The organism is Suilimivivens aceti (assembly GCF_025567405.1).
Taxonomy (GTDB): Bacteria; Bacillota; Clostridia; order Lachnospirales; family Lachnospiraceae; genus Suilimivivens; species Suilimivivens aceti.
In genome coordinates this window covers 322,434-348,365 of the sequence record NZ_JAOQKJ010000003.1, presented here as the reverse complement: position 1 = coordinate 348,365, position 25,932 = coordinate 322,434, and the positions used below count along the sequence as shown (strand labels likewise).

The window sequence follows — 25,932 nt, the reverse complement described above, 5'->3', positions numbered from 1 at the left end:
AGGATGTCCAACAATTCATCCATACCTACATCATAAAAAATAAGTCTATAGCCTCTGAATGAGAGGTCTATAAACTTATAATACGAGGAGAAGTAAAGAGTGAAAAAAATAGCAGAAAAATGGTATCTTGTTCTGATCATCGGCTTTCTTGTTTTTGCAGCCCTTGTGTTTGGGATTTTCGGAAAGGGAAGTATTATTTCCGTGCATGACAACCTGGATCTGTTCGTGGCACAGTTCCAGATGCTGAAGAATACAGGAGCCTTTTGGAAGCATGGCGTAGAAGTGCCGTTTCTTGGAGGGATCAGCCGGGATGTACTGCCTTCCGAGTTTTCACTTTATTCTCTGTTGTATATGATCCTGCCATCTTACTATGCGTATGTGGCAGGATATTTGCTGAAGATCGTGATCGGTACCTTTTCCATGGTACTCCTTGCCAGAGATCTGTTTAAGGATCAGTATGGAGAAAGTAAGCCGGTGATCTTTCTTGCTGGGTTTGCTTATGGGATCCTGAATGTTTTTCCGGCCTTTGGTATACCCTTTGCATCTGTTCCTCTGGTGGTTTATCTCCTGCGGAAAATATACAGAAGTCCGTCGGCAGGGTGGTATCTGCTGTTATTTCTTTATCCACTGTTATCCTATTTTTCTTATTTTGGCCTGTTTATCCTGGGATATCTGGCGATAGCCTTTGTTATTCTGTGGATCAGGGACCGAAAATTTCCGTTTCGGATGATCCTTTCCCTTATCGTACTTTCAGCGGGCTACATCCTGTTTGAGTACCGGCTGTTTGGAACCATGCTGTTTGGAAGTGAGGAAACGATCCGGTCTACCATGGAGGCGGGAAGCTTTACAGGTGGAGAAATCGTGAAAACCATGGTCGATGGATTCAGACAGGGAATGTTCCATGCGGAAAGCATACATACATATCTGGTGATGCCGGTCTGTCTTCTGTATTTCCTGTTTCTCAATGTGTCTTATATCCGGAAAGGAAATACGAAAGGGATCTTCCATGACGGTTACAATCTGTTGATGGTGCTTCTGGTGTTTAACAGCGTGGTATATGGCATTTACTATCTGGAGCCTTTCCGCAGCCTGATCGAAAAGATAGTGCCACCTCTGAAAGGCTGGCAGTTCAACAGGACGATCTTCTTTAACCCCTTTGTCTGGTATCTTGCATTTCTTGTTGTTCTTGTGAGATTGTATCAGGAAAAGAAAAAATGGCTGTGCGTTCTGACGGATCTGCTGGCAGTGGCAGCAGTACTGCTGATCGTATTTTCGGGAACGAGATATAATGATCTTTATCATACCTGTGTAGCGAAGGCATATGAGATCCTGAAAGGAAAGGAATCCAATGACTTAAGCTACGGGGAATTTTATTCGGAAGAGCTCTTTGCGAAAGCGAAAGAGGACATTGGTTATAATGGAGAGTGGTCGGCGGCTTATGGCTTCCACCCGGCGATTCTTGAATATAACGGAATTTCCACCCTGGATGGCTACCTTGGTTTTTATTCCCAGGACTATAAGGACAGGTTCCGGAAGGTGATCGCACCGGCTCTGTCGCAGAATGCGGCATCTGCGGAGTATTTCGACACCTGGGGAGCCAGAGCATATCTGTATTCCCCAACGGAAAACTCTCTTGTGATGGCGGTTAGGGATTATCACGTGGAGGATGAGAGTCTTGCCATTGATGTGGATGCCTTTAAGGCACTTTCCGGAAGATATCTGTTCAGCCGGATCTGCATTTCCAATGCAGAGGAGGAAGGGTTTACACTGATCGGAACCTATACGGATGAGTCATCTCCGTATACACTGTATGTTTACCGGACAACGACTCTCTATCAGAGTAATAACTGGTCAGAGGTTCCTTTTGCAGAAAGGGATCTGACCTATGACAAAGATGTCATATATGAAACTGCGGATCATCTTGAGGAACTGGCCAAAGAAGCGGTCAGACAGGAAGAAAATCAGGAAACAGTAGTTCTTCAGGAAGAGAAAGCTCTTTCTCTGTATGAAAGTCTTCTGGATGGCTGTATCCGGGTGAGAACCTGTAATTCCCTGTCTCAGATCCGCTACGACATGGATGTGCGGGATGAAGAGAATGCCAGCCTGCAGGAACAGCAGTATGAGGATGCTGTGGATATTACGGACAGAGTTTATGCAGCTATGGCGCAGATATGTAATTCTCCTTACAAAGAAATTTTTTCTGAGGTATTTACTGAAAGTGAAATAAGCTCCCTTCAGGATTATGAAGAAATGACAGAGCAGGAAAAAGATTTGATCCTGAAGGAAAACAGCCTGCAGCAGGAATATAATGAAGCACTGCTGGATGATTATGACGCAGAGAAAAACAGTGTGATCGGGGAAATTTACTGTGAACTGGTATCTGTCAGGGATCAGCTTGCCAGAGAGTATGAATATGATAACTATGCTGAGTATGCCTATGGGGGCTTGTATCTGCGGGACTATGACACGGCAGACGCTAAAGCCCTGTTCAAACAGGTAAAAAAAGAAGTCATGCCATGGCTGATCGAAATAGAATCTCTTTACTATGAAATGGATGATTCCGCACTGGAGGAGCTGAATGACAGTCCGGCAGCGGAGAGGCTTTCGGCTGTGCAGAAATACATTGGGGAGCTGGATCCGGAGATGGAAGAAGCCTTTGACCATATGCTTGCATATGATCTTTATGATATGGATGCGGGAGAAAGCAAGGCACAGACTGGATATACCATAGAACTTCCCTGGTACGGAGATGCTTTTATTTTCGATGCACCATATGGAACCTGTCAGGATTATGTGACGACTATTCATGAATTTGGGCACTACAACTACGCAGTCCATAAAAAGAGTAATCCATTATTTGTCGTGAATAATATGGATCTTTGTGAAATTCATTCCCAAGGACTGGAAATGCTCTTTTATGATTACGATCAGGATATGATCCAGGGTGAAGCTGGAGACATGTTCCGACTGCAGGATGTGGTGCAGCTTGCAGAGCAGACAGCTAATGCCTGTATGCTTGCTGAATTTGAGATCTGTGTGTATGAAAACCCGGATATGACAAGAGAAGAGATGAACAAACTGTACTGTAATCTGGCCAGAGAGTATGGAATGGCTGTAAATGATCCGGATATTCAGGAGCTGTATTCCTGGGTGGATATTCCCCATCTTTTTATGCAGCCCTGCTACTACCTTGGTTATGGTACATCGGCTTTCACAAGTCTTGATCTCTTTGCTCTGGCAGGAGAGGACAGGGAAGCAGCGGTTGATAAATATCTGGAGCTGACTGCTGTTTCTGCTGAAACACCTTACTGTGAAGCTGTGCAGAAGGTGGGACTACGGGATATCTTTGAAAAGGGAGTTCCCGGAGAAATCCTTAAGGAAGTAAATAACAGACTTAAGAAGGATTACGAACAGTAAAACTGAACAGAACAAAAAGAAGGTGTACCGGAGAACTGCTCTGGTACACCTTTTACTTTTGATTGGATCATTGGATCAGGAAGATCAGATCCTTTCGCCTCTTTTGTATTTGCCGACAACCTTTTGGATACGTTCATTAGGATCCAGAAGATCACTGATAGATGCATCGTGGTTCAGGGTGTCGATCAGGTAAGCGATGTATTTACTCATATCACAGTTGATATACCATTCTCTGGAGAGAAGCTCCGGTGTCTGGTAGATCAGGTTGGTGGTCAGGACTTTGTCAATGATACCGCTCTGATATGCCTTATCAAAGCGCTCCAGGCCATTTGTAAACAGACCGAAGGTAGTACAGATAAACACTTTTCTTGCACGTCGCTCTTTCAGGGCAGTAGCAACCTCGATCACGCTTTCTCCAGATGAGATCATATCATCAATAATGATCATATCCTTGCCTTCTACAGATGAGCCAAGAAATTCATGGGCAACGATGGGATTTCTGCCATCAACAATTCTTGTATAATCGCGGCGCTTGTAGAACATACCCATATCAAGACCGAGTACGTTGGCCATGTAAATAGCACGTCCCATACCACCCTCATCGGGGCTGATGACCATCATGTGGTCGGAGTCAAGCTGCAGATCGTCCACGTTGCGGAGCAGACCCTTGATAAACTGATAGGTAGGCTGTACTGTTTCGAAACCATGCAGAGGAATCGCATTCTGCACACGTGGATCATGTGCATCAAAGGTGATGATATTATCAACACCCATATGAACCAGCTCCTGCAGTGCCAGTGCACAGTCAAGGGATTCACGGGTTGTTCTCTTGTGCTGGCGGCTTTCGTAGAGGAAAGGCATGATCACAGTGATCCGTCTTGCCTTACCACCCACAGCGGCAATGATACGCTTCAGGTCCTGATAGTGATCATCCGGGGACATGTGGTTTTCGCGTCCACAGAGAGAATAGGTCAGGCTGTAATTGGCAACATCAACGAGAATATAAAGATCTGTACCACGGACAGATTCTAGGATCATACCCTTTGCTTCACCGGAACCAAAACGCGGTACCTTGGCCTTCAGAATGTAGGAATTGCGCTGATAACCTGAAAAGGCAAGGCTGTTTTTATGCTCGCTTTCACGGACAGTCCTCCATTCTACCAGATAATCATCTACCTTCTGACCGAGGGATTTGCAGCCCTCCAGGGGAATAATACCCAGAGATCCGACAGGTATGGTCTCAAGATTTCTTGTTTCTTCGCGTTGTGACATGGGAGTCCTCACTTTCTGTTCTGAAGTCTTTTTTTATACATCCGGATATCAGGTCCGGTTATCTTACAGATTTCGTAGTTGCTGGTGATTCTGGAAAAGATCCTGTCAGAATATCGGTTCCGGAAATCCTCCAGTGAAAGATTAGTGGATATAATAGTAGCTTTTTTACGCAGGTGTCTGTCATTGATCAGTGAAAAAAGCTCAGAGGCAATCAGGTTGTTGGTAAATTCTGTGCCAAGATCATCAATGATCAGCAGATCACTTTCGAACAGATCTCCATAGGAACTTCGGAGGTCATCACTGTTTCTATAGTCAAATTTATATTTGGACAGGGTATCGAAAAGTCCAGTAGCACTGAAGTAGATCACAGAATGACCACTTTCAATCAGCTCTTTGGCAATACAGCCTGAGAGAAAGGATTTGCCCGTACCAACTGTACCATAAAAAAAGAGATTGTGGTAGTCTGAATTAAAATTATTGATAAAGTTTCTGCAGGTGAGGACAGTATTTTTGAATCTTGTCAGATCCTCTCCCTGATAGTATTCATAGGACAGGGTAGAAAAATTCTCATTCTCCAGCATTTTGCGGATTCCGGACTGTTCGTACAGGAGATCGATCTGCGCCTGCAGAAAACAATGGCATTTCCTGCCATCGATATATCCGGTATCCTTACAGGCGGGACATTCATAGACCGGAGCAAGGTAATCAGTGGGAAGACTGGCATCTGTAAGGAGTGCATCCTGCTTCCTGCGCAGCCTTGCAAGCTCCGTTTTCAGATCCTCTATGGCATCTTTGTTCCCGAGAAGAAGCTGTTTTCCCTGTCTGACAGAAACAGAGGCGATCTCATTTCTGACTTCATTGTAGCCGGGGATGTGTTTCATGACGTAAGCTGTCCGCTCTTCGAGAAGATGGCGGCTATTCGTCTGCCTGGCTTCATAGAGCTTCATAATGGTTTCATACTGGGAATTGGTAAGTGCCACGGGTACGCTCCTTTTAGTTACTTAAGATCTCTTTTTCCAGAGTATCAAAGTCATAATCAGTGTGCATGAACTGGTTGAACTGTCCGTTCCTGGGAGCGGTTTTGGCTGCCGGCTTCCGGGAATGGGCTTCATCCATGGTACGGATATCTGCCTTGTGCTTTACGTGGTTTTCATGCCAGCTTTTCAAAATACTGTCAGCATATTCGAAGCGGTGCTTGTCAGTAGCAAGGACAGTTCTTTCACAGGCTTCCATGATGATATCGGAAGTAAAGCCATACTCTCTGACCCATTTCATGGCATAATCAGCTTCTGCCTTGGTCGGGATAGAGGATTTGCCAAGAGCCTTCATGATATCATATACGTTCTTGTCGTATTTGGCAGCATATCTGGCGGCCTGTGCAGGAGTAGAAATACCCTCCTGTGCCCAGCTGATGGCCACCTTTTCTATGTAACGGAAATCCCTCTTGCCCTTTTCCACACAGTACTGGAACAGATAGTCGATCAGGTCAGCAGAGAAATGCAGTCTGTCTGAAAAGAAAAGAATGGTTTTCATTTCGGGGGCAGTCAGTGGTCTGCCGATATACTGTTCGGCAACAAAGATGATCTGGGAGGTTTCCTCGTTATTCTTAAATTCCTTCAGCTCATCCAGAGAGTAGGAGGGCTTTGCAAAAGGATCAGCCGTTTCAGCAGCTGTCCGGACAGCGGGCTCTTCTGTGATACTTCTGCCTGCTATGTCCTTCTTCGAGACAGTAACAGGCATGCTGACGATTTTGGTCAGGGGAAGAACATCGTTTTCGCTGCGGCTGGTTACATCCAGCAGACGGATGCCGCACAGGGTTCTGTCCTCGTTATATTCCAGTGCGAGAAGATTATTCTTTTCCCAGTACTTCAGTGCCCGCATCACATCCTTTTCAGTGTGATTAAACTTGTCCGCAATATCGGACACGCTGGTAGCCTTATGCGCACTCATCATACGCAGAAGATATAAATAGATCTTAATCTGCGCATCATTGGCATCCTTCATATATTCATCAATAAATAAATTGGACACAATGGTGGTATCGGCATAGTTGTCCTGGTAAATAGTAAAACGACTCACGTTGATCCCTGCTCTCTGCTGTTTACATTTTCATTTCAAAGCAAAATGATTATAGCATATGAAAAAAGAAATGCAAACCTCAATTTTTCCGGAAAACCCAGTATTTACAAGGGTTTCTGGACTTTGTGGACAATGTGGATAATGTGGATAGTTTACCGGAGGAGAAGAAAAACTATTGTAAAAAACAGGTAAAATCTGCTCCCACCATAAAAATAAATATCCACATACGAAAGAGGCCTTTGCAGCTTCCTGAATGTGGATATCGTGGATAAAAAATTATTTCAGAAGATTTTCTCCGATTTTAACAACATCTCCGGCTCCCATAGTTATCAACAGGTCACCCGGCTTACATTTTTCCAAAATAAATTTTTCGATAGAAGAAAAATCCGGGAAATAATAACAGGTTTTGCCAAGAGCCTCAAGCTCTTTCTGAAGTGTTTCAGAACTGATCCCGAGATTATCAGTTTCCCTGGCCGGATAAATATCCGCAAGGATCACATAATCGGCATGGGACAGAGCCTTTGCAAAATCCTTCATAAATGTCTTGGTACGCGAAAATGTATGTGGCTGGAATACACAGTACAGATCCTTGTGGGGATAATTTGCAGCAGCTTTCAAAGTCGCAGTAATTTCTGTGGGATGATGTGCATAATCATCTATTATAGTAATACCATTGATACGGCCCTTATACTCAAACCGTCTGTCAGTACCATGAAAATCGGACAGGGACGCTGCAGTAACAGATGGATCTACAGAAAGGAGGTCTGCGAGTGCGATTGCTGCAAGAGCATTCAGAATATTGTGTTCTCCGGGGACAGACAGGGTAAAATGTCCGTCAGGAGCTCCTTCCCTCAGTAAAGTAAAGGAGGCACAGCCCTTTTCGTCATAAGTGATATCGGTGGCACTGTAGGTAAAGGAAGGATCCATACCAAAGGTGATAATGGGACAGGCTACGTCCGCTGTGATCTCGGAAAGATCAGAAATACTGCCATTTATGATCAGTGCACCGTCCGAAGGAAGGAGCAGGGCAAAACGGTGGAATGAAGAACGGATATCTGCAAGATCCTTAAAGAAATCCAGATGGTCTGCTTCGATATTAAGGATCAGACCGATCTTTGGATAAAAACTCAGGAAGCTGTTGGTATATTCGCAGGCCTCTGTTACAAAGTACTCAGAATGACCGATCCTGATATTGCCGCCGATAGTCTTCAGGATACCGCCGATGGAAAGGGTTGGATCGAGCTCTGCATGGAGCAGGATCTCAGAAATCATGGAAGTGGTTGTGGTTTTGCCGTGGGTGCCGCTGATGGCAATAGGGAGCTTATAATTCTTCATCATTTGACCAAGGAGCTCTGCTCTTGTGAGAAGAGGAAGAGAAAGCGCTGCAGCTGCCTGCATTTCCGGATTATCCGGATGGATGGCGCTGGTATAAACAACAAGATCCAGGTCACCTGACAGATTTTCGCGCCGCTGGCCATAGTAGATATGGGCACCTCTTTTTTCGAGAAGCTCAGTCAGGGGAGAGGGGCGCATGTCAGAGCCGGATACGGTAAAGCCTTCATCTAACAGGATCTCTGCAAGACCGCTCATGCTGATGCCGCCGATTCCGATAAAATATATATGAATGGGGTGGTGAAAATCGATCTGATACATGGAAATAACCTCCAAAGATAATTATACTGATATTATAAACATCCTATACAAAAAAACCAATAGCATTTTGAACAAAATGTATGGTCTGCTTCTTTTACATAACACAAAATGTTGTAAACACGATTCGAAAGTGTAAATTTAAATAGTAGAGAATTGTAAGATATTTACATAAAAGCATGTAAAATGAGCAAAATTTTTGTAAAAAATATTCACATTCAAATGGTTATATGATATACTATTCGTAAACTTGATGATTGGAAACTGTAACGGTCTACCGATTATTAAGAACAAAATATTCACAAAAAATACTGGTAAGAGGTGACAACATGATTAAAAAGGAAATGATTGCCATGTTATTAGCGGGCGGTCAGGGAAGCAGACTTGGTGTGCTCACTTCAAAAGTGGCCAAACCTGCGGTATCTTTTGGGGGAAAGTACCGTATCATTGACTTCCCGCTCAGCAACTGTATTAACTCCGGTGTAGATACAGTGGGTGTGCTGACACAGTATCAGCCCCTCCGGCTGAATACGCATATTGGCATTGGTATTCCGTGGGATCTGGACAGGAATATTGGTGGAGTCAGTGTCCTGCCGCCTTATGAGAAGGTGACAAACAGTGAGTGGTATACAGGTACCGCAAATGCGATCTATCAGAACATTGATTACATGGAGAGCTTTAATCCCGATTATATCCTGATCCTGTCAGGAGATCATATTTATAAGATGGATTATGAAGTGATGCTGGATTTCCATAAGGAAAAGGGAGCAGAGTGTACCATTGCAGTCATGCCTGTTCCGATGGAAGAAGCGAAGCGCTTTGGTATTATGATCACAGATGAGGATAAGAAGATCACAGACTTTGAAGAGAAGCCTGCCAATCCGAGAAGCAACCTGGCATCCATGGGTATTTACATATTCAACTGGAAGACATTGAAGGAAGCCCTTCTTGCCAATGCAGACCAGCCGGGACTTGATTTTGGTAAGCATATCATTCCGTATTGCCATGGCAAGGGATCACCACTTTATGCTTTTGAATTTAACGGCTACTGGAAGGATGTAGGAACGCTGAATTCTTACTGGGAAGCCAATATGGAACTGATCGATATCGTTCCGGAATTTAATCTTTATGAAGAGTACTGGAAGATCTATACCAAGAGTGAGATTCTTCCTCCACAGTATTTCGCAGAGACCAGTCTGGTAGAGAGAAGTATTATCGGTGAGGGAAGTGAGATCAGCGGACAGGTTTACAACTCCGTGATTGGTTGTGGGGTAACCATTGGTAAGGATACGGTGGTAAGGGATTCCATTATTATGAACGGAACTGTGATCGGGGATGGCTGTGAACTGAATAAGGCCATCGTTGCAGAGAAGGCCATCATCGGAAACAATGTGAAGCTGGGTATCGGTGAAGAAGTGGAAAATGAAACAGATCCGCATATCTATAACCACAGCATTGCAACTGTTGGTGAAAAGAGCGTGATACCGGATGGCATCACTGTTGGTAAGAATACCTGTGTATTCGGAACCACTACTGCTGAGGATTATCCGGATAACTGCCTTGCAAGCGGTAAAACACTAATTATTAAGGCGGGTGATGAAAAGTGAGAGCGATCGGTATTATTTTAGCAGGTGGCAGCAGCTATCGTATGAAGGAACTTTCTACCAAAAGAGCAGTGTGCGCCATGCCTGTGGCAGGAAGCTATCGTAGCATTGATTTTGCACTGAGCAATATGACGAACTCCCATATCCAGAAGGTAGCTGTACTGACCCAGTACAATGCCAGAAGTCTGAATGAGCATCTCAGCTCTTCCAAGTGGTGGGATTTTGGCAGAAAGCAGGGGGGACTGTATGTGATGACTCCGTCTGTGACAGCAGAAAGCAATGCCTGGTACAGAGGAACAGCAGATGCTATTGCACAGAATCTTTCTTTCCTGAAGAACTGCCATGAGCCTTATGTGGTAATTGCTTCCGGTGACTGTGTCTACAAGCTGGATTACAATAAAGTGCTGGAGTATCACATTGCAAAGAAGGCAGATATTACAGTGGTATGTAAGGACATGCCGGCAAGTGAGAATGTAGATCGTTTTGGCATCCTGAAGATGAATGAGGAAAGCCGGATCGAGGAGTTTGAAGAGAAACCGGTAGTTGCCAAGTCCAACACGATTTCCTGTGGTATCTATGTTGTCAGAAGAAGACAGCTGATCGAGATGCTGGAGAAATGTGCAGAAGAAGAAAGATATGATTTGGTTAAGGATATTCTGATCCGTTATAAGAACATGAAGCGGATCTATGGATACAAGATGCAGGAATATTGGAGCAATATTGCAAGTATTGATGATTATTTCAATACCAATATGGATTTCTTAAAACCGGAAATCCGGGATTATTTCTTCAGACAGTATCCGGATATCTATTCCAAGGTGGATGACCTTCCGCCTGCCAAATACAATGTAGGAGTCAGTGTGAAGAATAGTCTGGTTTCCAGCGGCTGTATCGTTAATGGTACTGTAGAGAATTCCGTAATCTTCAAAAAGGCTTATATCGGAAACAACTGTTATATCAAGAACTCTATTATTCTCAACGATGTGTACATTGGGGATAATACGCATATTGAAAACTGTATTGTAGAAAGCCACGGCACGATCAGAGCCAATTCCTATCATGCAGGGGAAGAGGGAAAGATCAAGGTTGTTATTGAACGCAGTGACAGGTATGTGATCTAAGCCACAGCAGCATTGATGCAGAATAAATAAACGAAACAGGGGAGAGGAATGCTATGCAGATTACAGATGTAAGGATCAGAAAGGTTGCGAAGGAGGGTAAGATGAAAGCGATCGTATCCATTACGATCGATGATGAATTCGTAATCCATGACATTAAAGTGATAGAGGGAGAAAAGGGCTGCTTCATTGCCATGCCGAGTAAGAAATCGACAGATGGAGAGTACCGGGATATCGCACATCCTATTAATTCCTCAACAAGAGAAAATATCCAGAAGATCATTCTGGATCGTTATGAACAGGCGCTGCAGGAACCGGACGAAGAGGCTTAGGCAGAGACCTGAAAAACCTGATACCAGTTACAATAAAGAGACTGAAAAGCCAGTATGATGATATGGTTTTTCAGCCTCTTTTTTTGAGACTTAAGACTGGCATTATTACCAGTCTTTTTTACTTTCTGAGAACGAAACAGTGTTTAGTAAAGATGTAAATTGTGCAATATGTCGGAAAACAGTTTTGCTTTTTGAAATTATTGCACTATATCGCACAAAATGATAAGATGTTATCAAGCGAAACGAGTTTACTAAAAGCTTTTAGAATAATTTAGTTTGGTGAGGATTTCATGAATATACGGGATATTGCAAAAATAGCAGGAGTATCTGCCTCTACGGTATCAAAAGTTATGAATGGAAAAGACCGTGATATCAGTGAGGAAACAAAGAAAAAAGTTCTGGATGTTATTGAACAGGAACATTATATTCCTTATTTTAAATTTCTGGAAAAGGAGGGGATGAAATCTCGTCTCATAGGGATGATTCTTCGCAAAGACAATCGGACAAAGCAGAAGATGCAGCTCGTAGCCGAAAAGGCCGCAAGGGAGAATGGTTACAGTCTTGTTGTCGGATATGCGGATGGTATGGAAGATACAAAACAGCTTGTAAAGGAGATGAAGACGAAAAAGATATCCGGATTTCTGATTGACGAGTCCCATTGGGTTGCAGATGGGAATATGGAAGATACAACGGTATATCTGAGTGATACAAGGACATTTGATGAGAGACAGAAAACAACATTTTATTATCGGCCATCAGAAGCTGCCAGAATAGCAGTTAGTCAGCTTTACAAAGAAGGGCATCAGAAGATTGCCTGTATTGTTACACAGCAGGATAAAAGTATTCTGGACGGTTATAAAATAGCAATGCAGAACAATAATCTGCACTACAATCCGTTGTGGATCTATATCTTTGATTCCGTGAACGACATTGAAAAAATTGGAATACCGCAGGTAATGAAAGAACGTGTAACAGCCATTGTCTGTGGATCACCGGAGGTTGCCTGTTACGTAGAACGTGTACTGTCCAAAAATAATACAGTAGTACCGGATGAAATATCCCTGATTTCCATAGGAGATGAAAATGAACTGGAATATGTGGGAAATGGTATTACGGCAGTGCAGTTTCCTATTGAAAAAATGGTATCCGCTGCAGTGGAATGTCTGCTGGAAATCATTAACCAGGAAAAAAGAATTGAGGTGGTCAGAAAATTTGAACCACAGGTCAAATGGAGAAACAGTGTAGTGAGACCACCGGCAGACAGACAGGGTGAGAAGATCGTAGTAGTTGGAAGTATGAACATAGACGTGACAATCTATGTAAATGAAATTCCAGGCGCAGGTGAAAACCAGATGGCAAATAAGGTGTATATTTTCCCGGGAGGAAAGGGAGGAAATCAGGCTGTCGGAGTTGGAAAGCTTGGAGGTCAGGTTTATATGATCGGATGTCTTGGCAACGACATGGAAGGAAAACAGATTTATACCAGTCTTACTGAAAATCATGTGCATGTAGACGGAGTCAGATTTAATACAGTGCTTCCTACGGGAAAAGCTTATATTCATGTGGACCAGAGCGGAGAAAGCGCAATTACCGTCTATACAGGTGCTAACAGAGGATTGAGTATGAAGCAGATTGATCAATATGAATATCTGTTTGAAAAAGCAAAGTATTGCCTGGTATCTACAGAAATTCCGGAAATGATAGTGGAGCATACTGTCAGACTTTGCAGGGAGAATAGAACACAGGTAATTTTGAAACCTACAGTGGCCGAAGTCCTGAATGATAAAATATACCAGGAGATTACATATTTTGTACCAAATGAAAAGGAATTGCACATACTTGTTCCGGGAAACGCGTCAATAGAAGAAAAGGCTTATATTTTAAGGGAAAAGGGAGTTAAGAATGTCATAGTGACTCTGGGGGCAAGAGGATGCTATCTGAAAAATGATGACTATTCTATGTACTTTGATGGTACTGGTTTTGAAGCTGTAGATACTACTGGGGGTGCAGATTCTTTTATCAGTGCATTAGCGGTTTATCTGAGCGAGGGAAGAAATCTGCTGGAAGCGGTTGGGTTTGCAATCTATGCTTCCGGGATCAGCGTTACCAGACATGGAGTGCAGCAGGCGTTGCCAGACAGAAGGGCTGTAGATATTTATGAAGATGAAATTCATTCCCAATATTACACAAGGAGGAAGGTGAAGGCAGATTGAAACAAATTTTAGTAGTGGGAAGTCTGAATATGGATACTGTGATAGAAACACCTCACATGCCTAAATGCGGAGAAACGATCACGGGGAAAAGTGTAGAACAGATTCCAGGTGGAAAGGGCGCTAATCAGGCATATGCAGTGGGAAAGCTGGGGGGGAAGGTTGTCATGCTCGGAGCGGTTGGGGATGACACGAAAGGACAACAGCTTTTGGACAATCTGAATGCAGTAAATGTGGATGTTTCACATGTGGAAAAACTGAAGGCGGTTCCTACAGGACAGGCTTATATTACGGTGGACAGTAATGGAGATAACGCTATTATCATCATAGCTGGAGCAAACGGAAAAGTAACTAAGAAATTGATTCGTGAAAATCGGGAGCTGATCTGCGGAAGTGATATTATTGTCATGCAGCTGGAAATACCATTGGAAGTTGTTCAGTATGTTAAGGAGCTGGCAGTAGAGGAGGGAAAGACGATCATTCTTGATCCGGCACCTGCCAGGAGTGATATACCGGAAAGCTTGTGGAATGGAATTGACTTTATAAAACCAAATGAAACCGAAATAGGAATTCTTACGGGAACCGGCATGGGAGATCGGAAGGAAAGGATATGTGCAGCACGGGAACTTATCAGGAAAGGAGTAAAAAATGTAATTGTTACACTTGGAGGTGAAGGCTGTATTCATGTGACGGCGGACTCAGAAGAGTATTTTCCAGCTCATAAGGTGAAGGCGGTGGATACCACGGCAGCAGGAGACTGCTTTACAGCTGCTTTTGCACTGGCACTCAGCCAGGGAAAAAACTGCAGAGAGGCAATTTCCTTTGGACAGAAAGCATCTGCCATAGCGGTGACAAGAAAAGGGGCGCAGACCTCTATTCCAACTTTGGAAGAAATTAGAGAATATGGAGGAGATTAAGGAAGACATGCAAAAAATTATTATTGATACAGATCCCGGAATCGATGATGCGATTGCGATCTTACTTGCATTATCTGCAAAGCAAGAACTGGAAGTATTGGCGCTCACTACGGTAAATGGAAATGTGGGACTGGATAAGGTTACGAAGAATGCATTCAGGATACTGGAAATTGCCGGAAGGAATGATATTCCTGTTTATAAAGGAAGTGCAGAACCGCTGGTCCGGGTGCATGAGCATTGTGAAGCATTTCATGGAGATGACGGACTTGGAAATCTGCGGATGGCCGAGAGCCAGAGAATGCCGGAAGAAGAGGATGCTGTAGATTATTTGATCCGTAAAGTAAGAGAAGATAAAGGTAATATTACCCTGGTGCCGATTGGACCACTCACCAACATTGCAAAGGCAATTCAGAAGGATCCGGAGTTTATACATAATGTGAAAGAAGTTGTTATTATGGGTGGGGCAGAAAATGGTGGTAATATGACACCGCATGCGGAATTTAATTTCTGGATGGATCCGGAGGCTGCTAAAATTGTATTCCAGGCAGGATTCAAAAAAGTTACAATGATCGGTCTGGATGCCACACGGGATGTCTGGCTGAACTCAGACTTAAGAGAATTGCTCTGGCAGATCAATACACCGGCATCCCGTTTTATACATCAGATTACCCGTGTATATGTAGATGGACACTGGAATTATGCAAAAGAGATCGGATGCGAGCTCTGCGATGTATTGATCATTGCATACTTGCTTAACCGCGAAATTGTAAAAACCAAGGAAGCATTTGTGGATGTGGAGACAGAAGGACTCTGTCAGGGAGCATCAGTCGTATATCCTACTTTTATCTACAAGGATAAAAAGAAGAACTGTCTGGTGGCAACCGGAGCGGATAAAAAGCTGTTTTTTGAAACATTTTTCCACTACCTGTTTCCAGGATATGAAGATATCGTAAAACAATATAATGTATAGGATGAAGGGAGAAACACTATGAGCAAAGGAAAAGAATCAAAAATCAATTTAGTTACTATCTTAATTATTCCCATTGCAGTTGCTATTAACTGGGTTGGAGGAACACTGGCCGGTTTGCTGAAGCTGCCAATTTATCTTGATTCGATCGGAACTTTTCTGGTATCTATCCTGGCAGGACCGATCGTGGGATGTATTACAGGTATTCTGAGTAATGTTGTTGTTTCCCTGACAGCACCGACAGCTCTGCCGTATGCGATCGTAAGCGCAATTTTTGGTATTACAACCGGTCTTTTGGCTAAAAAGGGCATGTTTATTGATGTTAAGAGATTCATTATTTCTGGTGTGCTTATTATCTTAATGGGTGTGTTTGCTTCCATCTTTGTTGTAGTTGTATTTTTTGGAGGATTTGATGGAACCACAAGCTCAGCTATTATCGGAGCCATGATCACAGCAGGGGTTCCTTTCTGGCCAGCACAGGTAATCGGTAACTTCATTGCAGAGATACCGGATAAATTTATTTCACTGTTGATTCCTTATATGGTTATCCGTAATATGTCGGATCGAAATCTGTATAAGTTTGCAAATGGTCCTGTCTTTATTGAGGCCAGAAAAAGAGCGAAGGAAGCAAAGGATGCCCAAAAGTCAAAATAAGTATAACGGAAAACCAACAAAAAGATAGGAGAAAGAAATGCAGAATAATAAGGAACAGAAAAATATACTGAATCCTTTGACAAATTTATATATTATTTTGGCATTGGCAATCATTTCCGCGCTCTTTGGTAACGGAACAGCTATAATATGTGTGTTGGTAATGATAGGGATAGCATTTACATACCGGACAGGAAAGGAATACCTGAAGCTGTGGGTAAAAACGATCTTCTTTGTAACAGTAGTCTGTTTTATTTTCCAGATTTTGTTTATTCCTGGGGATACTGTGATCTGGAAATTGTGGGTATTTTCAATCACACAGGAAGGACTGGATAAGGCGGTTTCCCTGTGCTCGAAGATCCTGGGAATTGGTTCTGCCGCAATCCTGTCAGTAAAGATCCTGAATTTGAATAAACTGATGGCGGTACTGGAAAAAAAGGGAGTATCCCCGACAGTCAGCTATGTGCTGATGTCTACAGCAAGTATTATTCCACAGATGAACAAGAAGATGGGGACTATTCTGGAAGCACAAAAATCCCGTGGGATTGAAATGGAAAGTAATCTTATTGTACGTGCCAAGGCATTTTTTCCATCTGTAGGACCACTGATCCTGAATTCCATTGTCAGTGCAGAGGAAAGAGCGATCACGTTGGAAGCAAGAGCCTTTTCAGCTCCGTGTAAAAAAACAACCCTGCATGAAATCCCGGATACCGGGACAGATAAGGCAGTGCGGATTCTGGCTATTGCGGCCGTTGTTGCAGCGATTGGAGGGAAAATTGTCTTATGGATAGTATAGTCATTAAGGATTTAACTTATCAGTATCCGACGGCTGAGGTACCAACGTTGAAAAATGTGTCCCTCACAGTAAAAAAAGGAGAACTGTGCGCCATTGTGGGAGCGAATGGAAGCGGAAAAACGACATTATGTAATGCAATTCGTGGTTTTGTACCTATTTTCTATAAAGGAGATATTTCGGGAGAAGTCCTTGTTAATGGGAAAAATGTGCAGGAGGAAGAACTGGGGACTACAGCGATGGATGTCGGATTTGTATTTCAAAATCCGTTTACTCAGATCAGTGGTGTTGCACCTACAGTTTTTGATGAACTGGCATATGGGCTCTGCAATATGGGAATTGAGCCGGATGAAATCCGCAAACGGGTCGAAGAGATCATGAAGCTGACTAAAACAGAAGAATTTCGCGATCGGGATCCGTATCAGCTTTCAGGCGGTCAGCAGCAGCGCGTGGCACTGGCAGCCGTGCTTGTTATGGGACAGGATATTTTTGTTATTGACGAGCCGACCTCCCAGCTCGATCCCCAGAGCACGGATGACATCTTTGAGATCATCAAACTCATGAAGAGCATGGGGAAAACGATCGTACTGGTGGAACATAAGATGGAACAGGTAGCAGAATATGCGGATCAGGTGGTTGTTATGGATGAGGGCAGGATTGTAATGGAAGGAACTCCGAAAGAAGTTTTTGCAAATCCGAAATGCAGAGAATATCATACAAGGCTTCCCCAGTGCACCCAAATTGCTCTGGAATTACAGGAACAGGGAATTGATTTGGATTCGATTCCGGTCACTGTAGATGAAATGATACAAATGCTGCAGGAAAAAAGGAAGAACTAGCAGGAAGGTGACGAAATGGCATTAGTAGAGGTAAAAAATATATCTTTTAAATATCCTAATGGTTATCTGGCTGTAGATGATGTGAGTTTTTCTATTGAAGCGGGAGAAAACATTGCAATCATAGGGCAAAATGGTGCAGGAAAGACAACAACAGTGAAGATGCTGAATGGACTTACAAGACCTTGTTCCGGTGATGTACTAATCAATGGAGAATCTACAAAGAAATATACGACAGCGCAGATGGCACGCAGGGTAGGCTATGTATTTCAGAATCCGGATGACCAGATCTTCAATGCGACAGTTTATAAAGAAATCGAGTATGGGCTGAAGAAGATGAAGGTGCCGGAAGAGGAAAGGGAGCGCAGAATCAAGGATGCAGCAGAGCTGACAGGCATGGACAAATACCTGGAGGAAAACCCATATGATCTGCCACTGTCTATCCGGAAGTTTGTAACGATCGCGTCGGTGATCGCCAGTGACTGTGATGTGATGATCTTTGATGAACCCACAGCCGGGCAGGATCTGGATGGACTGGAAAGACTGTCACAGTTAAATTGCATTCTGACAGGACGTGGCAAAGCGATTGTGACGATCACGCATGATATGGAATTTGTGGCAGATAACTATAACCGAGTGATTGTCATGTGTCAGAAGAAGATTCTGGCAGATGGAAAGACAGAAGAAGTCTTTTTTGAAAAAGAGATTATGGACCGAGCCATGCTAAAACAGCCGGCAGTTGTAAGGATTGCAACAAAGCTGGGAATGACAAAGCACACACTGGATGTAAAAGAACTGGCACAATATATCAGAGAAAATATATAAGAAATTATAGCCGGGAAAGGAGACTACTGAAAAAGTGGTTTCCTTTCTTTGCTTCCAGCGGATAATGTGCTTTTTATCTGGTTGCCAAAAGTTTAGGGAATATGTTATATTGAAAACAACACAGGGGCATATGATAAATATGGCCTTATTTTATCATGTATAAATAAATTTCAGCTATGCACCCTTCCAGGTGCACAGGAACAGAAAACGAGGAAAAGAAAAATGTATCTGATCGCAGGACTGGGGAATCCAGGGACAAAATACGAAGGAACGCGGCATAATATTGGCTGGCAGGTTATTGATGAGCTGGCAGAGAAATATAATATAAGGGTATTGGAAAACAAGTTTAAAGGACTGACCGGAAAGGGCATGATCGGTTCTGAAAAGGTGCTTCTGTTAAAGCCACTGACCTATATGAACCTCAGTGGGGAGAGTATTGCAGAGGCAGTACGCTTCTACAAGATCGATGAGACTACAGAACTGATCGTCATTGCAGATGATATCAGTCTGGATGTAGGACAGATCAGGATCCGGAAGAAGGGCAGTGCAGGTGGACATAATGGGCTTAAGAATATCATTGCACAGCTTGGACATGAAAACTTTGCCAGAATCAAAATGGGTGTCGGGGAAAAGCCTGCAGGCTATGATCTGGCGGATTATGTGCTTGGACATTTTTCGAAGGAAGAGGAAAAGATCATGGCAGAGAGCAGAAAGACAGCAGTAAAAGCCATTGAAACGATCCTTGCAGAAGATATTGATAAGGCAATGAATCTGTATAACTCGAAGAAAAACCAGAAGGACTGAAAGGAACAGGAATCATATGAGGGCACTGACAGCTCCGTTATATGAGCTTTCGGAATTTGAAGAAATAAGGAAACTATTAAAAAAGCCGGGGAAATATGCAGCTCTGACAGGCTGTGTGGAGTCCCAGAAGCTTCATATGGCATATGGCCTTTCGGAAGGACTCCGGTGCAGGCTGATCGTGACCTTCAGCGACCAAAGGATGAAGGAGCTGCAGGAGGACTACCGCTTTTATGACAGAAATACGACCTGTTTTCCAGCCAGGGATGTGATCTTTTATCAGGCAGATATCCATGGAAATCAGCTTACCAAGGAGAGGATCCGGTGTTTCCGCAGGATGATGGAGGGAAGACCCTTTACTGTGGTGACGACCTTTGGGAGTCTTCTTGCACCGCAGATTCCACTTTCTGTTTTCAGGGATAATGTGATCACGGTAAGCTGTAATGGCTCTCTGGATGAAAAAAAGATGGCAGGGGAGCTCGTGAAGCTTGGCTATGAGAATGTCTATCAGGTGGAAGCACCGGGGCAGTTCAGCATTCGTGGCGGGATCATTGATATTTTCGATCTGACAGAGGAAAACCCGTACCGGATCGAGTTGTGGGGAGATGATGTGGAATCCATCCGCAGCTTTGATGTGCAGAGCCAGAGGTCTATTGAGAAGCTTTCTTCCATAACGATCTATCCGGCCTGTGAGCTGATCCTTACAGAGGAACAACTGAAAAAGGGCATGGAGCAGATTGAGAAGGAAAGCAAAAAGTTCTCAGAAAAACTCCGGAAGGAATTTAAAACGGAAGAAGCCCACCGGGTGGAAGAGCAGATGAATACGCTGAAGGAAGAGGTATTTGCTTATAAGAGCCTGGCCAATCTGGATGGATATGTCAGATATTTTTATGAGGATACGGTATCTTTCCTGAACTGTCTGGACGTGGAGAACAGTATTGTTTTTTTGGATGAACCGGCGAGGATCAGGGAGCATGCGTCAGCAGTAGAACTCGAATTCAGGGAGAGCATGAGCCACCGTCTGGAAAAGGGCTATATTCTTCCGGGACAGGCAGACTTTCTGTATTCTGTAGCTGAGGTAACAGCCAGGATGTCCGCATTCCGTCTGGCATCCCTGGCTGCACTTGACCTGAAGGGCGGACTGCTGAAGCCTGACTGGAAAGCAGATATTTCTGCCAAGAGTATCTCTTCCTATAATAACAGCTTTGAAGCACTGGTATCAGACCTGCAGAGATATAAGAAAAACGGTTATCGTGTGCTGTTGCTTTCCGGTTCCAGAACAAGGGCGAAACGACTTGCGGCTGATCTGTCAGAAGATGGACTGACATCATTTTATACCGAGGATCCGGACAGGGAGATAAAGCCAGGAGAGATCATGACCTTCTATGGAAGAGTATTCCGGGGCTTTGAATATCCGCTGCTGAAGTTTGCGGTCATTTCTGAGAGTGATATCTTTGGTGCTGAAAAGAAGAAAAAAAAGAAGAAAAAGCAGTATGAAGGAAGGAAGATCAACGACTTTTCCGAACTGTCTGTCGGAGATTATGTTGTCCATGAAAATCATGGGCTTGGTATTTATCAGGGTATTGAAAAGGTAGAGGTGGAAAAGGTAGTCAAGGACTATATCAAGATCTCCTACAGGGATGGCGGTATCCTGTATGTTCTCGCGACAGGTCTTGATGTGATCCAGAAATATGCCTCTGCAGATGCAAAGGCGCCAAAGCTCAATAAGCTTGGGACAACAGAGTGGGTTAAGGTAAAGAATAAGACAAAGGCGGCAGTTAACGAGGTGGCAAAGGATCTGGTGGAGCTGTATGCCATCAGACAGCATAGTGAAGGCTATTCCTATGGAAAGGATACTGTCTGGCAGCGGGAATTCGAGGAGCTGTTTCCTTATGAAGAAACTGAGGATCAGCTTTCTGCCATTGAAGCCACCAAGAAGGACATGGAAAGCAAAAAGATCATGGACCGTCTGATCTGTGGTGATGTGGGCTATGGGAAGACGGAAATTGCCATCCGGGCAGCGTTTAAGGCTGTTCAGGAGGGAAAACAGGTCGTATATCTGGTGCCGACTACGATCCTTGCCCAGCAGCATTACAATACCTTTGTACAGCGTATGAAGGACTTTCCGGTGCGGGTCGATCTGCTTTCCAGATTCCGGAGCAGCAGTGAGCAGAAGAAAACAATAGAGGATCTCCGGAAGGGACTGGTGGATATCGTGATCGGCACCCACAGAGTACTGTCTTCCGATGTGGTATTCAAGGATCTTGGACTTCTGATCGTAGATGAGGAGCAGCGCTTTGGGGTTGGGCACAAGGAGAAGATCAAGAAGATGAAGGAACAGGTGGATGTGCTGACGCTGACGGCGACACCGATTCCGAGAACCCTCCATATGAGTCTGATCGGAATCCGGGATATGAGCGTCCTGGAGGAGGCTCCGAATGACAGACTGCCAATTCAGACCTATGTTATGGAATATAACGAAGAAATGGTGAGGGAAGCCATTGTCAGGGAGCTTTCCCGGAACGGACAGGTTTATTATGTATATAACAGAGTCAATAACATTGCAGATGTTGCAGCACAGATCCAGAGTCTTGTACCGGAGGCTGATGTAGCCTTTGCCCATGGGCAGATGCAGGAACGGGAGCTGGAAAAGATCATGTATGATTTCATCAATGGAGATATTGACGTACTGGTATCCACAACGATCATTGAAACCGGACTGGATATCCCCAATGTCAACACCATGATCATCCATGATTCGGATAATATGGGACTGTCCCAGCTTTACCAGCTCAGGGGAAGAGTCGGCAGGAGCAGCCGGACGGCTTATGCCTTTCTGATGTATAAAAGAGATAAGATGCTGAAGGAGATCGCCGAAAAACGTCTTGCGGCGATCAAGGAATTTACCGAGCTTGGAAGTGGCTTCAAGATTGCCATGAGGGATCTTGAGATCAGAGGTGCCGGCAATCTGCTTGGGGTGAAGCAGTCCGGGCATATGCAGGCGGTCGGCTATGACCTGTATTGCAAGATGCTGAATGAGGCGGTGAAAACGCTTAAAGGGGATAGTGTGGTGGAGGATTTCAATACCACAGTAGACCTGGATGTGGATGCTTATATTCCTCCGTCCTATATCCTTAACGAAGTACAGAAACTGGATATTTATAAAAGGATTGCCGGGATTGAGAGCCAGAGTGAGTGCGATGATATGAAGGAAGAACTGCTGGATCGTTTCGGGGAGATCCCGGTACCGGTGCACAATCTGCTGCGTATCGCTCTGATCAGGTCTCAGGCACACAGACTGTACATTACCGAGCTGAAGGGAAAGAACGGTGAAATAAAGCTTCTGATCAAGGCGGATGCCAGGATCCATGCGGAGCGGATCCCGGAGCTTCTTGGAAAGGTGGAAAAGCTTTCCTTCAATATCAAGCTGACAACCTTTGTGTATCATTATCAGAGATCTGGTGTGGCAGAGAAGGATGCCAGATCCCTGCTGCAGGAAACAGAAGAGCTTCTTAACGTCATGGAAGAGGTTCTTCTGTGATAGAGATCCTGCAGGATAAATATATGGAATAATTTGAAATGTGCGCTTTTGTGGCGCACATTTTGTCTTTTACACAAATCTTACATAATCCTTACCTCTCTATGATATTTTCTTATACTTTCTCATGCTAATATACAAAGCACAGACAAGGAAAGCACAGGGCTTTTGAAATGTCTGCAGATGAATAACAATAAGAGGAGAAATGAAAAAATGAAAATGAAGAAGATTCTTGCCCTGACATGTGCAGCAGCAATGGTGTTTGGTCTTGCGGCCTGCGGAAGCGCAGCGGCTGATACAACAGCAGCTGATACAACCGGAGCAGAAACAGAAGAAACAGCAGATCTTTCCGGAACTATTTCCATGGCAGGATCCACATCTATGGAGAAGCTTGCCAATGCAGTAGCAGAGAGCTTTATGGCAAAGTATCCTGGCGTTACTGTAACAGCAGAGTTCACAGGATCTTCCGCAGGTATTGAAGCAGTAACTGCAGGAAGCGTTGATATCGGTAATTCCTCCAGAGCATTAAAGGATGAAGAGAAGGAAGCTGGCGCTGTAGAAAATATCGTAGCAATTGATGGTATTGCAGTAGTAACAGATCCTGCAAACACTGTTTCAGGTCTGACAAAGGATCAGCTGATCAGCGTTTATAAGGGAGAGGTTAAGAGCTGGAGTGAACTTGGCGGTGAAGATGCACCTATTGTAGTGATCGGACGTGAAGCAGGATCCGGTACAAGAGGAGCCTTTGAAGAGCTTCTTGAGCTGGAAGATGCCTGCGCTTATGCAAGTGAACTGGACAGTACAGGCGCAGTGATCGCTAAGGTGGCAGCTACTCCTGGAGCAATCGGATATGTATCACTGGATGCACTTGATGATACAGTAAAGGCTTTTGCACTTGATGGTGTTGAAGCAACTGCAGAGAATATCAAGGCGGGAAATTATTTCCTGAGCAGACCTTTCGTAATGGCTACCAAGGGTGAGATCAGTGAGCAGAGTGAAGCTGTACAGGAGCTTTTCAAATATCTGGCATCCGATGAAGGAAAACAGGTAATTTCCGGTGTAGGTCTGATCACCGTAGACTAAAGAGAGGTAATCATCTTGAACAAGCAGCAGACTTTTTCCATCCTGGGAAACCGAAAGAATAAGTCCGCAGTGGAGGAAATCGCACAGGTTATATTTACCCTGTGCGCATTTCTTGCCATATTGGCGGTTATTTCCATTACGGTATATATGGTGATAAACGGAACACCAGCCCTGTTTCAGGTAGGTATCAGGGAAATCCTTTTTGGAACAGCATGGAAGCCAACGGCAGAAAATCCATCTTTTGGTATCCTGTATGTTATCCTGACATCTATTATAGGAACAGCACTTGCGGTACTCCTTGGCGTTCCGATCGGAATCCTGACAGCGGTATTTCTGGCAGAAACAGCACCGAGGAAGCTGGCAGCTCTTGTGAAGCCGGCAGTAGAGCTTCTTGCCGGCATCCCTTCGGTAGTATACGGACTTCTTGGACTGATGATCCTGAACCCTCTTATGTACAAACTGGAGCTTGCCATATTTAAAGGCTCAGATACTCATCAGTTTACGGGTGGAGCGAATCTGCTGTCGGCTGTGATCGTACTTGCCATTATGATCCTGCCTACGGTGATCAACATCAGTGAGTCAGCGATCCGGGCAGTGCATCCTTCCCTGAAATCAGCGTCACTGGCACTTGGGGCATCCCATATACAGACAATCTTTAAAGTGATCCTTCCTGCAGCAAAATCAGGTATCATCACAGCAGTCGTTCTTGGTGTTGGAAGAGCGATCGGTGAAGCCATGGCGATCACACTGGTTTCGGGAAGCAGTGTGAACATGCCACTCCCCTTCAACTCCGTCAGATTCCTGACAACGGCGATCGTAGCAGAAATGGGATATGCATCCGGACTTCACAGACAGGTGCTTTTTACGATCGGACTTGTATTGTTTGTATTTATTATGATCATCAATATTACGTTGAACAGTATCCTGAAGAAAGGGGAAAGGGAAGATGCATGACAGTATCATGAACAGAAGGAAAAGGACATCAGATGTATTTGTAAGTGGTCTGATCAATCTTTCTGCTGCTTTTTCTGTAATCCTTTTGGCTGGAATCATTGCTTATGTGTTTGTAAAGGGAATCCGGAGTGTGAATCTGCAGTTTCTTACAACGGTAACGAGTACCTTGAACAAAACTGTAGGTATTGCGGGAAATATAGTGAATACCCTGTATATTATAGTGATCACTCTTCTCATAGCAACACCGGTGGGAATCGGATCTGCTATTTATCTGAATGAATATGCAAAGCCCGGAAAGCTGGTAAGGGCGATCGAGTTTACAACAGAAACACTTTCCGGTATTCCATCTATTATTTTTGGTATGTTTGGTATGATGTTTTTTGGAACCGGACTTGGACTTGGCTACTCCATTCTGACAGGCTCTCTTACGCTGACGCTTATGGTATTGCCGCTGATCACAAGGAATACGCAGGAAGCGTTAAAAACGGTACCGGACAGCTACCGGAGCGGTGCCCTTGGAATGGGGGCAACGAAATGGTATATGATCCGCACAGTACTCCTTCCCTCAGCCATGCCGGGTATTATTACAGGTGTGATCCTCGCGATCGGAAGGATCGTTGGAGAATCGGCGGCGCTTCTGTTTACAGCAGGTAGTGGTTATCTGCTTCCGAAATCAGGGATCGGTTTCCTGAAAAAGATACTGGAATCAGGAGGCACCTTAACGATCCAGCTGTATTTAAGTATGGCTAAGGCCGAATATTCTACCGCTTTTGGTATTGCAGCAGTTCTTCTTGTGATCGTACTTGTGATCAACTGGCTGACTAAGGTTCTTTCCAGAAAGCTGGATGTAACCAGAGCTGAATAAAGCAGGAAAAAGAAAGATAA

General features: G+C 44.1%; 20 protein-coding genes. 16 read left to right on the top strand and 4 right to left on the bottom strand.

Going from position 1 to position 25,932, the window contains the following annotated elements:
* Positions 1–99 precede the first annotated feature (99 nt).
* Positions 100–3,417: a DUF6044 family protein gene (locus OCV77_RS05195; RefSeq protein ID WP_262573866.1), complete on the top strand. Its 3,318-nt coding sequence runs from the start codon at positions 100–102 to the stop codon at positions 3,415–3,417.
* Positions 3,418–3,501: 84 nt separating this feature from the next.
* Here the strand turns inward: OCV77_RS05195 and OCV77_RS05190 are convergent, their stop codons facing one another.
* The 4 genes from OCV77_RS05190 to murC all read right to left on the bottom strand — a co-directional run bounded on the left by OCV77_RS05190 (position 3,502) and on the right by murC (position 8,421).
* Positions 3,502–4,689 (bottom strand): ribose-phosphate pyrophosphokinase, encoded by a 1,188-nt coding sequence (locus tag OCV77_RS05190; RefSeq protein ID WP_262573865.1) that lies wholly within the window; start codon positions 4,687–4,689, stop codon positions 3,502–3,504.
* Between the two features lie 8 nt (positions 4,690–4,697).
* Positions 4,698–5,669 carry an ATP-binding protein gene (locus OCV77_RS05185; RefSeq protein WP_262573864.1) on the bottom strand — a complete coding sequence of 324 codons (972 nt, stop codon included), beginning with the start codon at positions 5,667–5,669 and terminating at the stop codon, positions 4,698–4,700.
* Between the two features lie 13 nt (positions 5,670–5,682).
* Positions 5,683–6,768 (bottom strand): DnaD domain protein, encoded by a 1,086-nt coding sequence (locus OCV77_RS05180; RefSeq protein ID WP_262573863.1) that lies wholly within the window; start codon positions 6,766–6,768, stop codon positions 5,683–5,685.
* Positions 6,769–7,044: 276 nt separating this feature from the next.
* Entirely contained in the window at positions 7,045–8,421 is a 1,377-nt protein-coding gene (murC, locus tag OCV77_RS05175; RefSeq protein WP_262573862.1) for a UDP-N-acetylmuramate--L-alanine ligase, read from the bottom strand.
* A gap of 326 nt (positions 8,422–8,747) precedes the next feature.
* Here murC and OCV77_RS05170 point away from each other — a divergent pair, with 326 nt between their 5' ends.
* The 15 genes from OCV77_RS05170 (at position 8,748) to pstA (ending at position 25,912) form a co-directional block, all read left to right on the top strand.
* Positions 8,748–10,025, top strand: a complete 1,278-nt coding sequence (locus OCV77_RS05170) for a glucose-1-phosphate adenylyltransferase (protein WP_262573861.1) — start codon at positions 8,748–8,750, stop codon at positions 10,023–10,025.
* Positions 10,022–11,143, top strand: coding sequence for a glucose-1-phosphate adenylyltransferase subunit GlgD (gene glgD, locus OCV77_RS05165; protein WP_262573859.1), 1,122 nt, complete (start codon positions 10,022–10,024; stop codon positions 11,141–11,143). The genes OCV77_RS05170 and glgD overlap by 4 nt, the downstream gene beginning before the upstream one ends.
* 53 nt (positions 11,144–11,196) lie before the next feature.
* Positions 11,197–11,472: a septation regulator SpoVG gene (gene spoVG, locus OCV77_RS05160; RefSeq protein ID WP_118799412.1), complete on the top strand. Its 276-nt coding sequence runs from the start codon at positions 11,197–11,199 to the stop codon at positions 11,470–11,472.
* 290 nt (positions 11,473–11,762) lie between these two features.
* On the top strand, positions 11,763–13,685 hold the full coding sequence (locus OCV77_RS05155; protein WP_262573857.1) for a PfkB family carbohydrate kinase: 1,923 nt from the start codon (positions 11,763–11,765) through the stop codon (positions 13,683–13,685).
* Positions 13,682–14,599 carry a ribokinase gene (gene rbsK / locus OCV77_RS05150; RefSeq protein WP_262573855.1) on the top strand — a complete coding sequence of 306 codons (918 nt, stop codon included), beginning with the start codon at positions 13,682–13,684 and terminating at the stop codon, positions 14,597–14,599. The genes OCV77_RS05155 and rbsK overlap by 4 nt, the downstream gene beginning before the upstream one ends.
* A 7-nt stretch (positions 14,600–14,606) precedes the next feature.
* Complete coding sequence (locus tag OCV77_RS05145) at positions 14,607–15,569, top strand: nucleoside hydrolase (RefSeq protein WP_262573853.1); 963 nt, start codon at positions 14,607–14,609, stop codon at positions 15,567–15,569.
* Between the two features lie 18 nt (positions 15,570–15,587).
* Entirely contained in the window at positions 15,588–16,220 is a 633-nt protein-coding gene (locus OCV77_RS05140; RefSeq protein WP_262573851.1) for a hypothetical protein, read from the top strand.
* A 37-nt stretch (positions 16,221–16,257) separates the two neighbouring features.
* Positions 16,258–17,013, top strand: coding sequence for an energy-coupling factor transporter transmembrane component T (locus tag OCV77_RS05135; RefSeq protein WP_262573850.1), 756 nt, complete (start codon positions 16,258–16,260; stop codon positions 17,011–17,013).
* On the top strand, positions 17,001–17,849 hold the full coding sequence (locus OCV77_RS05130; protein WP_262573849.1) for an energy-coupling factor ABC transporter ATP-binding protein: 849 nt from the start codon (positions 17,001–17,003) through the stop codon (positions 17,847–17,849). Before OCV77_RS05135 ends, OCV77_RS05130 begins: the two co-directional genes overlap by 13 nt.
* Positions 17,850–17,864: 15 nt before the next feature.
* Positions 17,865–18,671, top strand: a complete 807-nt coding sequence (locus tag OCV77_RS05125) for an energy-coupling factor ABC transporter ATP-binding protein (protein ID WP_262573847.1) — start codon at positions 17,865–17,867, stop codon at positions 18,669–18,671.
* 222 nt (positions 18,672–18,893) lie between these two features.
* Positions 18,894–19,475, top strand: coding sequence for an aminoacyl-tRNA hydrolase (pth, locus tag OCV77_RS05120; protein ID WP_262573846.1), 582 nt, complete (start codon positions 18,894–18,896; stop codon positions 19,473–19,475).
* Positions 19,476–19,491: 16 nt separating this feature from the next.
* The gene (gene mfd, locus OCV77_RS05115) at positions 19,492–23,013 is read left to right on the top strand and encodes a transcription-repair coupling factor (RefSeq protein ID WP_262573845.1); all 3,522 of its coding nucleotides are present in this window, start codon (positions 19,492–19,494) and stop codon (positions 23,011–23,013) included.
* Between the two features lie 210 nt (positions 23,014–23,223).
* The gene (locus OCV77_RS05110) at positions 23,224–24,093 is read left to right on the top strand and encodes a phosphate ABC transporter substrate-binding protein (protein WP_262573844.1); all 870 of its coding nucleotides are present in this window, start codon (positions 23,224–23,226) and stop codon (positions 24,091–24,093) included.
* Between the two features lie 15 nt (positions 24,094–24,108).
* Complete coding sequence (gene pstC / locus OCV77_RS05105) at positions 24,109–25,047, top strand: phosphate ABC transporter permease subunit PstC (RefSeq protein WP_262573843.1); 939 nt, start codon at positions 24,109–24,111, stop codon at positions 25,045–25,047.
* Positions 25,040–25,912, top strand: a complete 873-nt coding sequence (gene pstA / locus OCV77_RS05100; protein ID WP_118799406.1) for a phosphate ABC transporter permease PstA — start codon at positions 25,040–25,042, stop codon at positions 25,910–25,912. Before pstC ends, pstA begins: the two co-directional genes overlap by 8 nt.
* Positions 25,913–25,932: the final 20 nt, after the last annotated feature.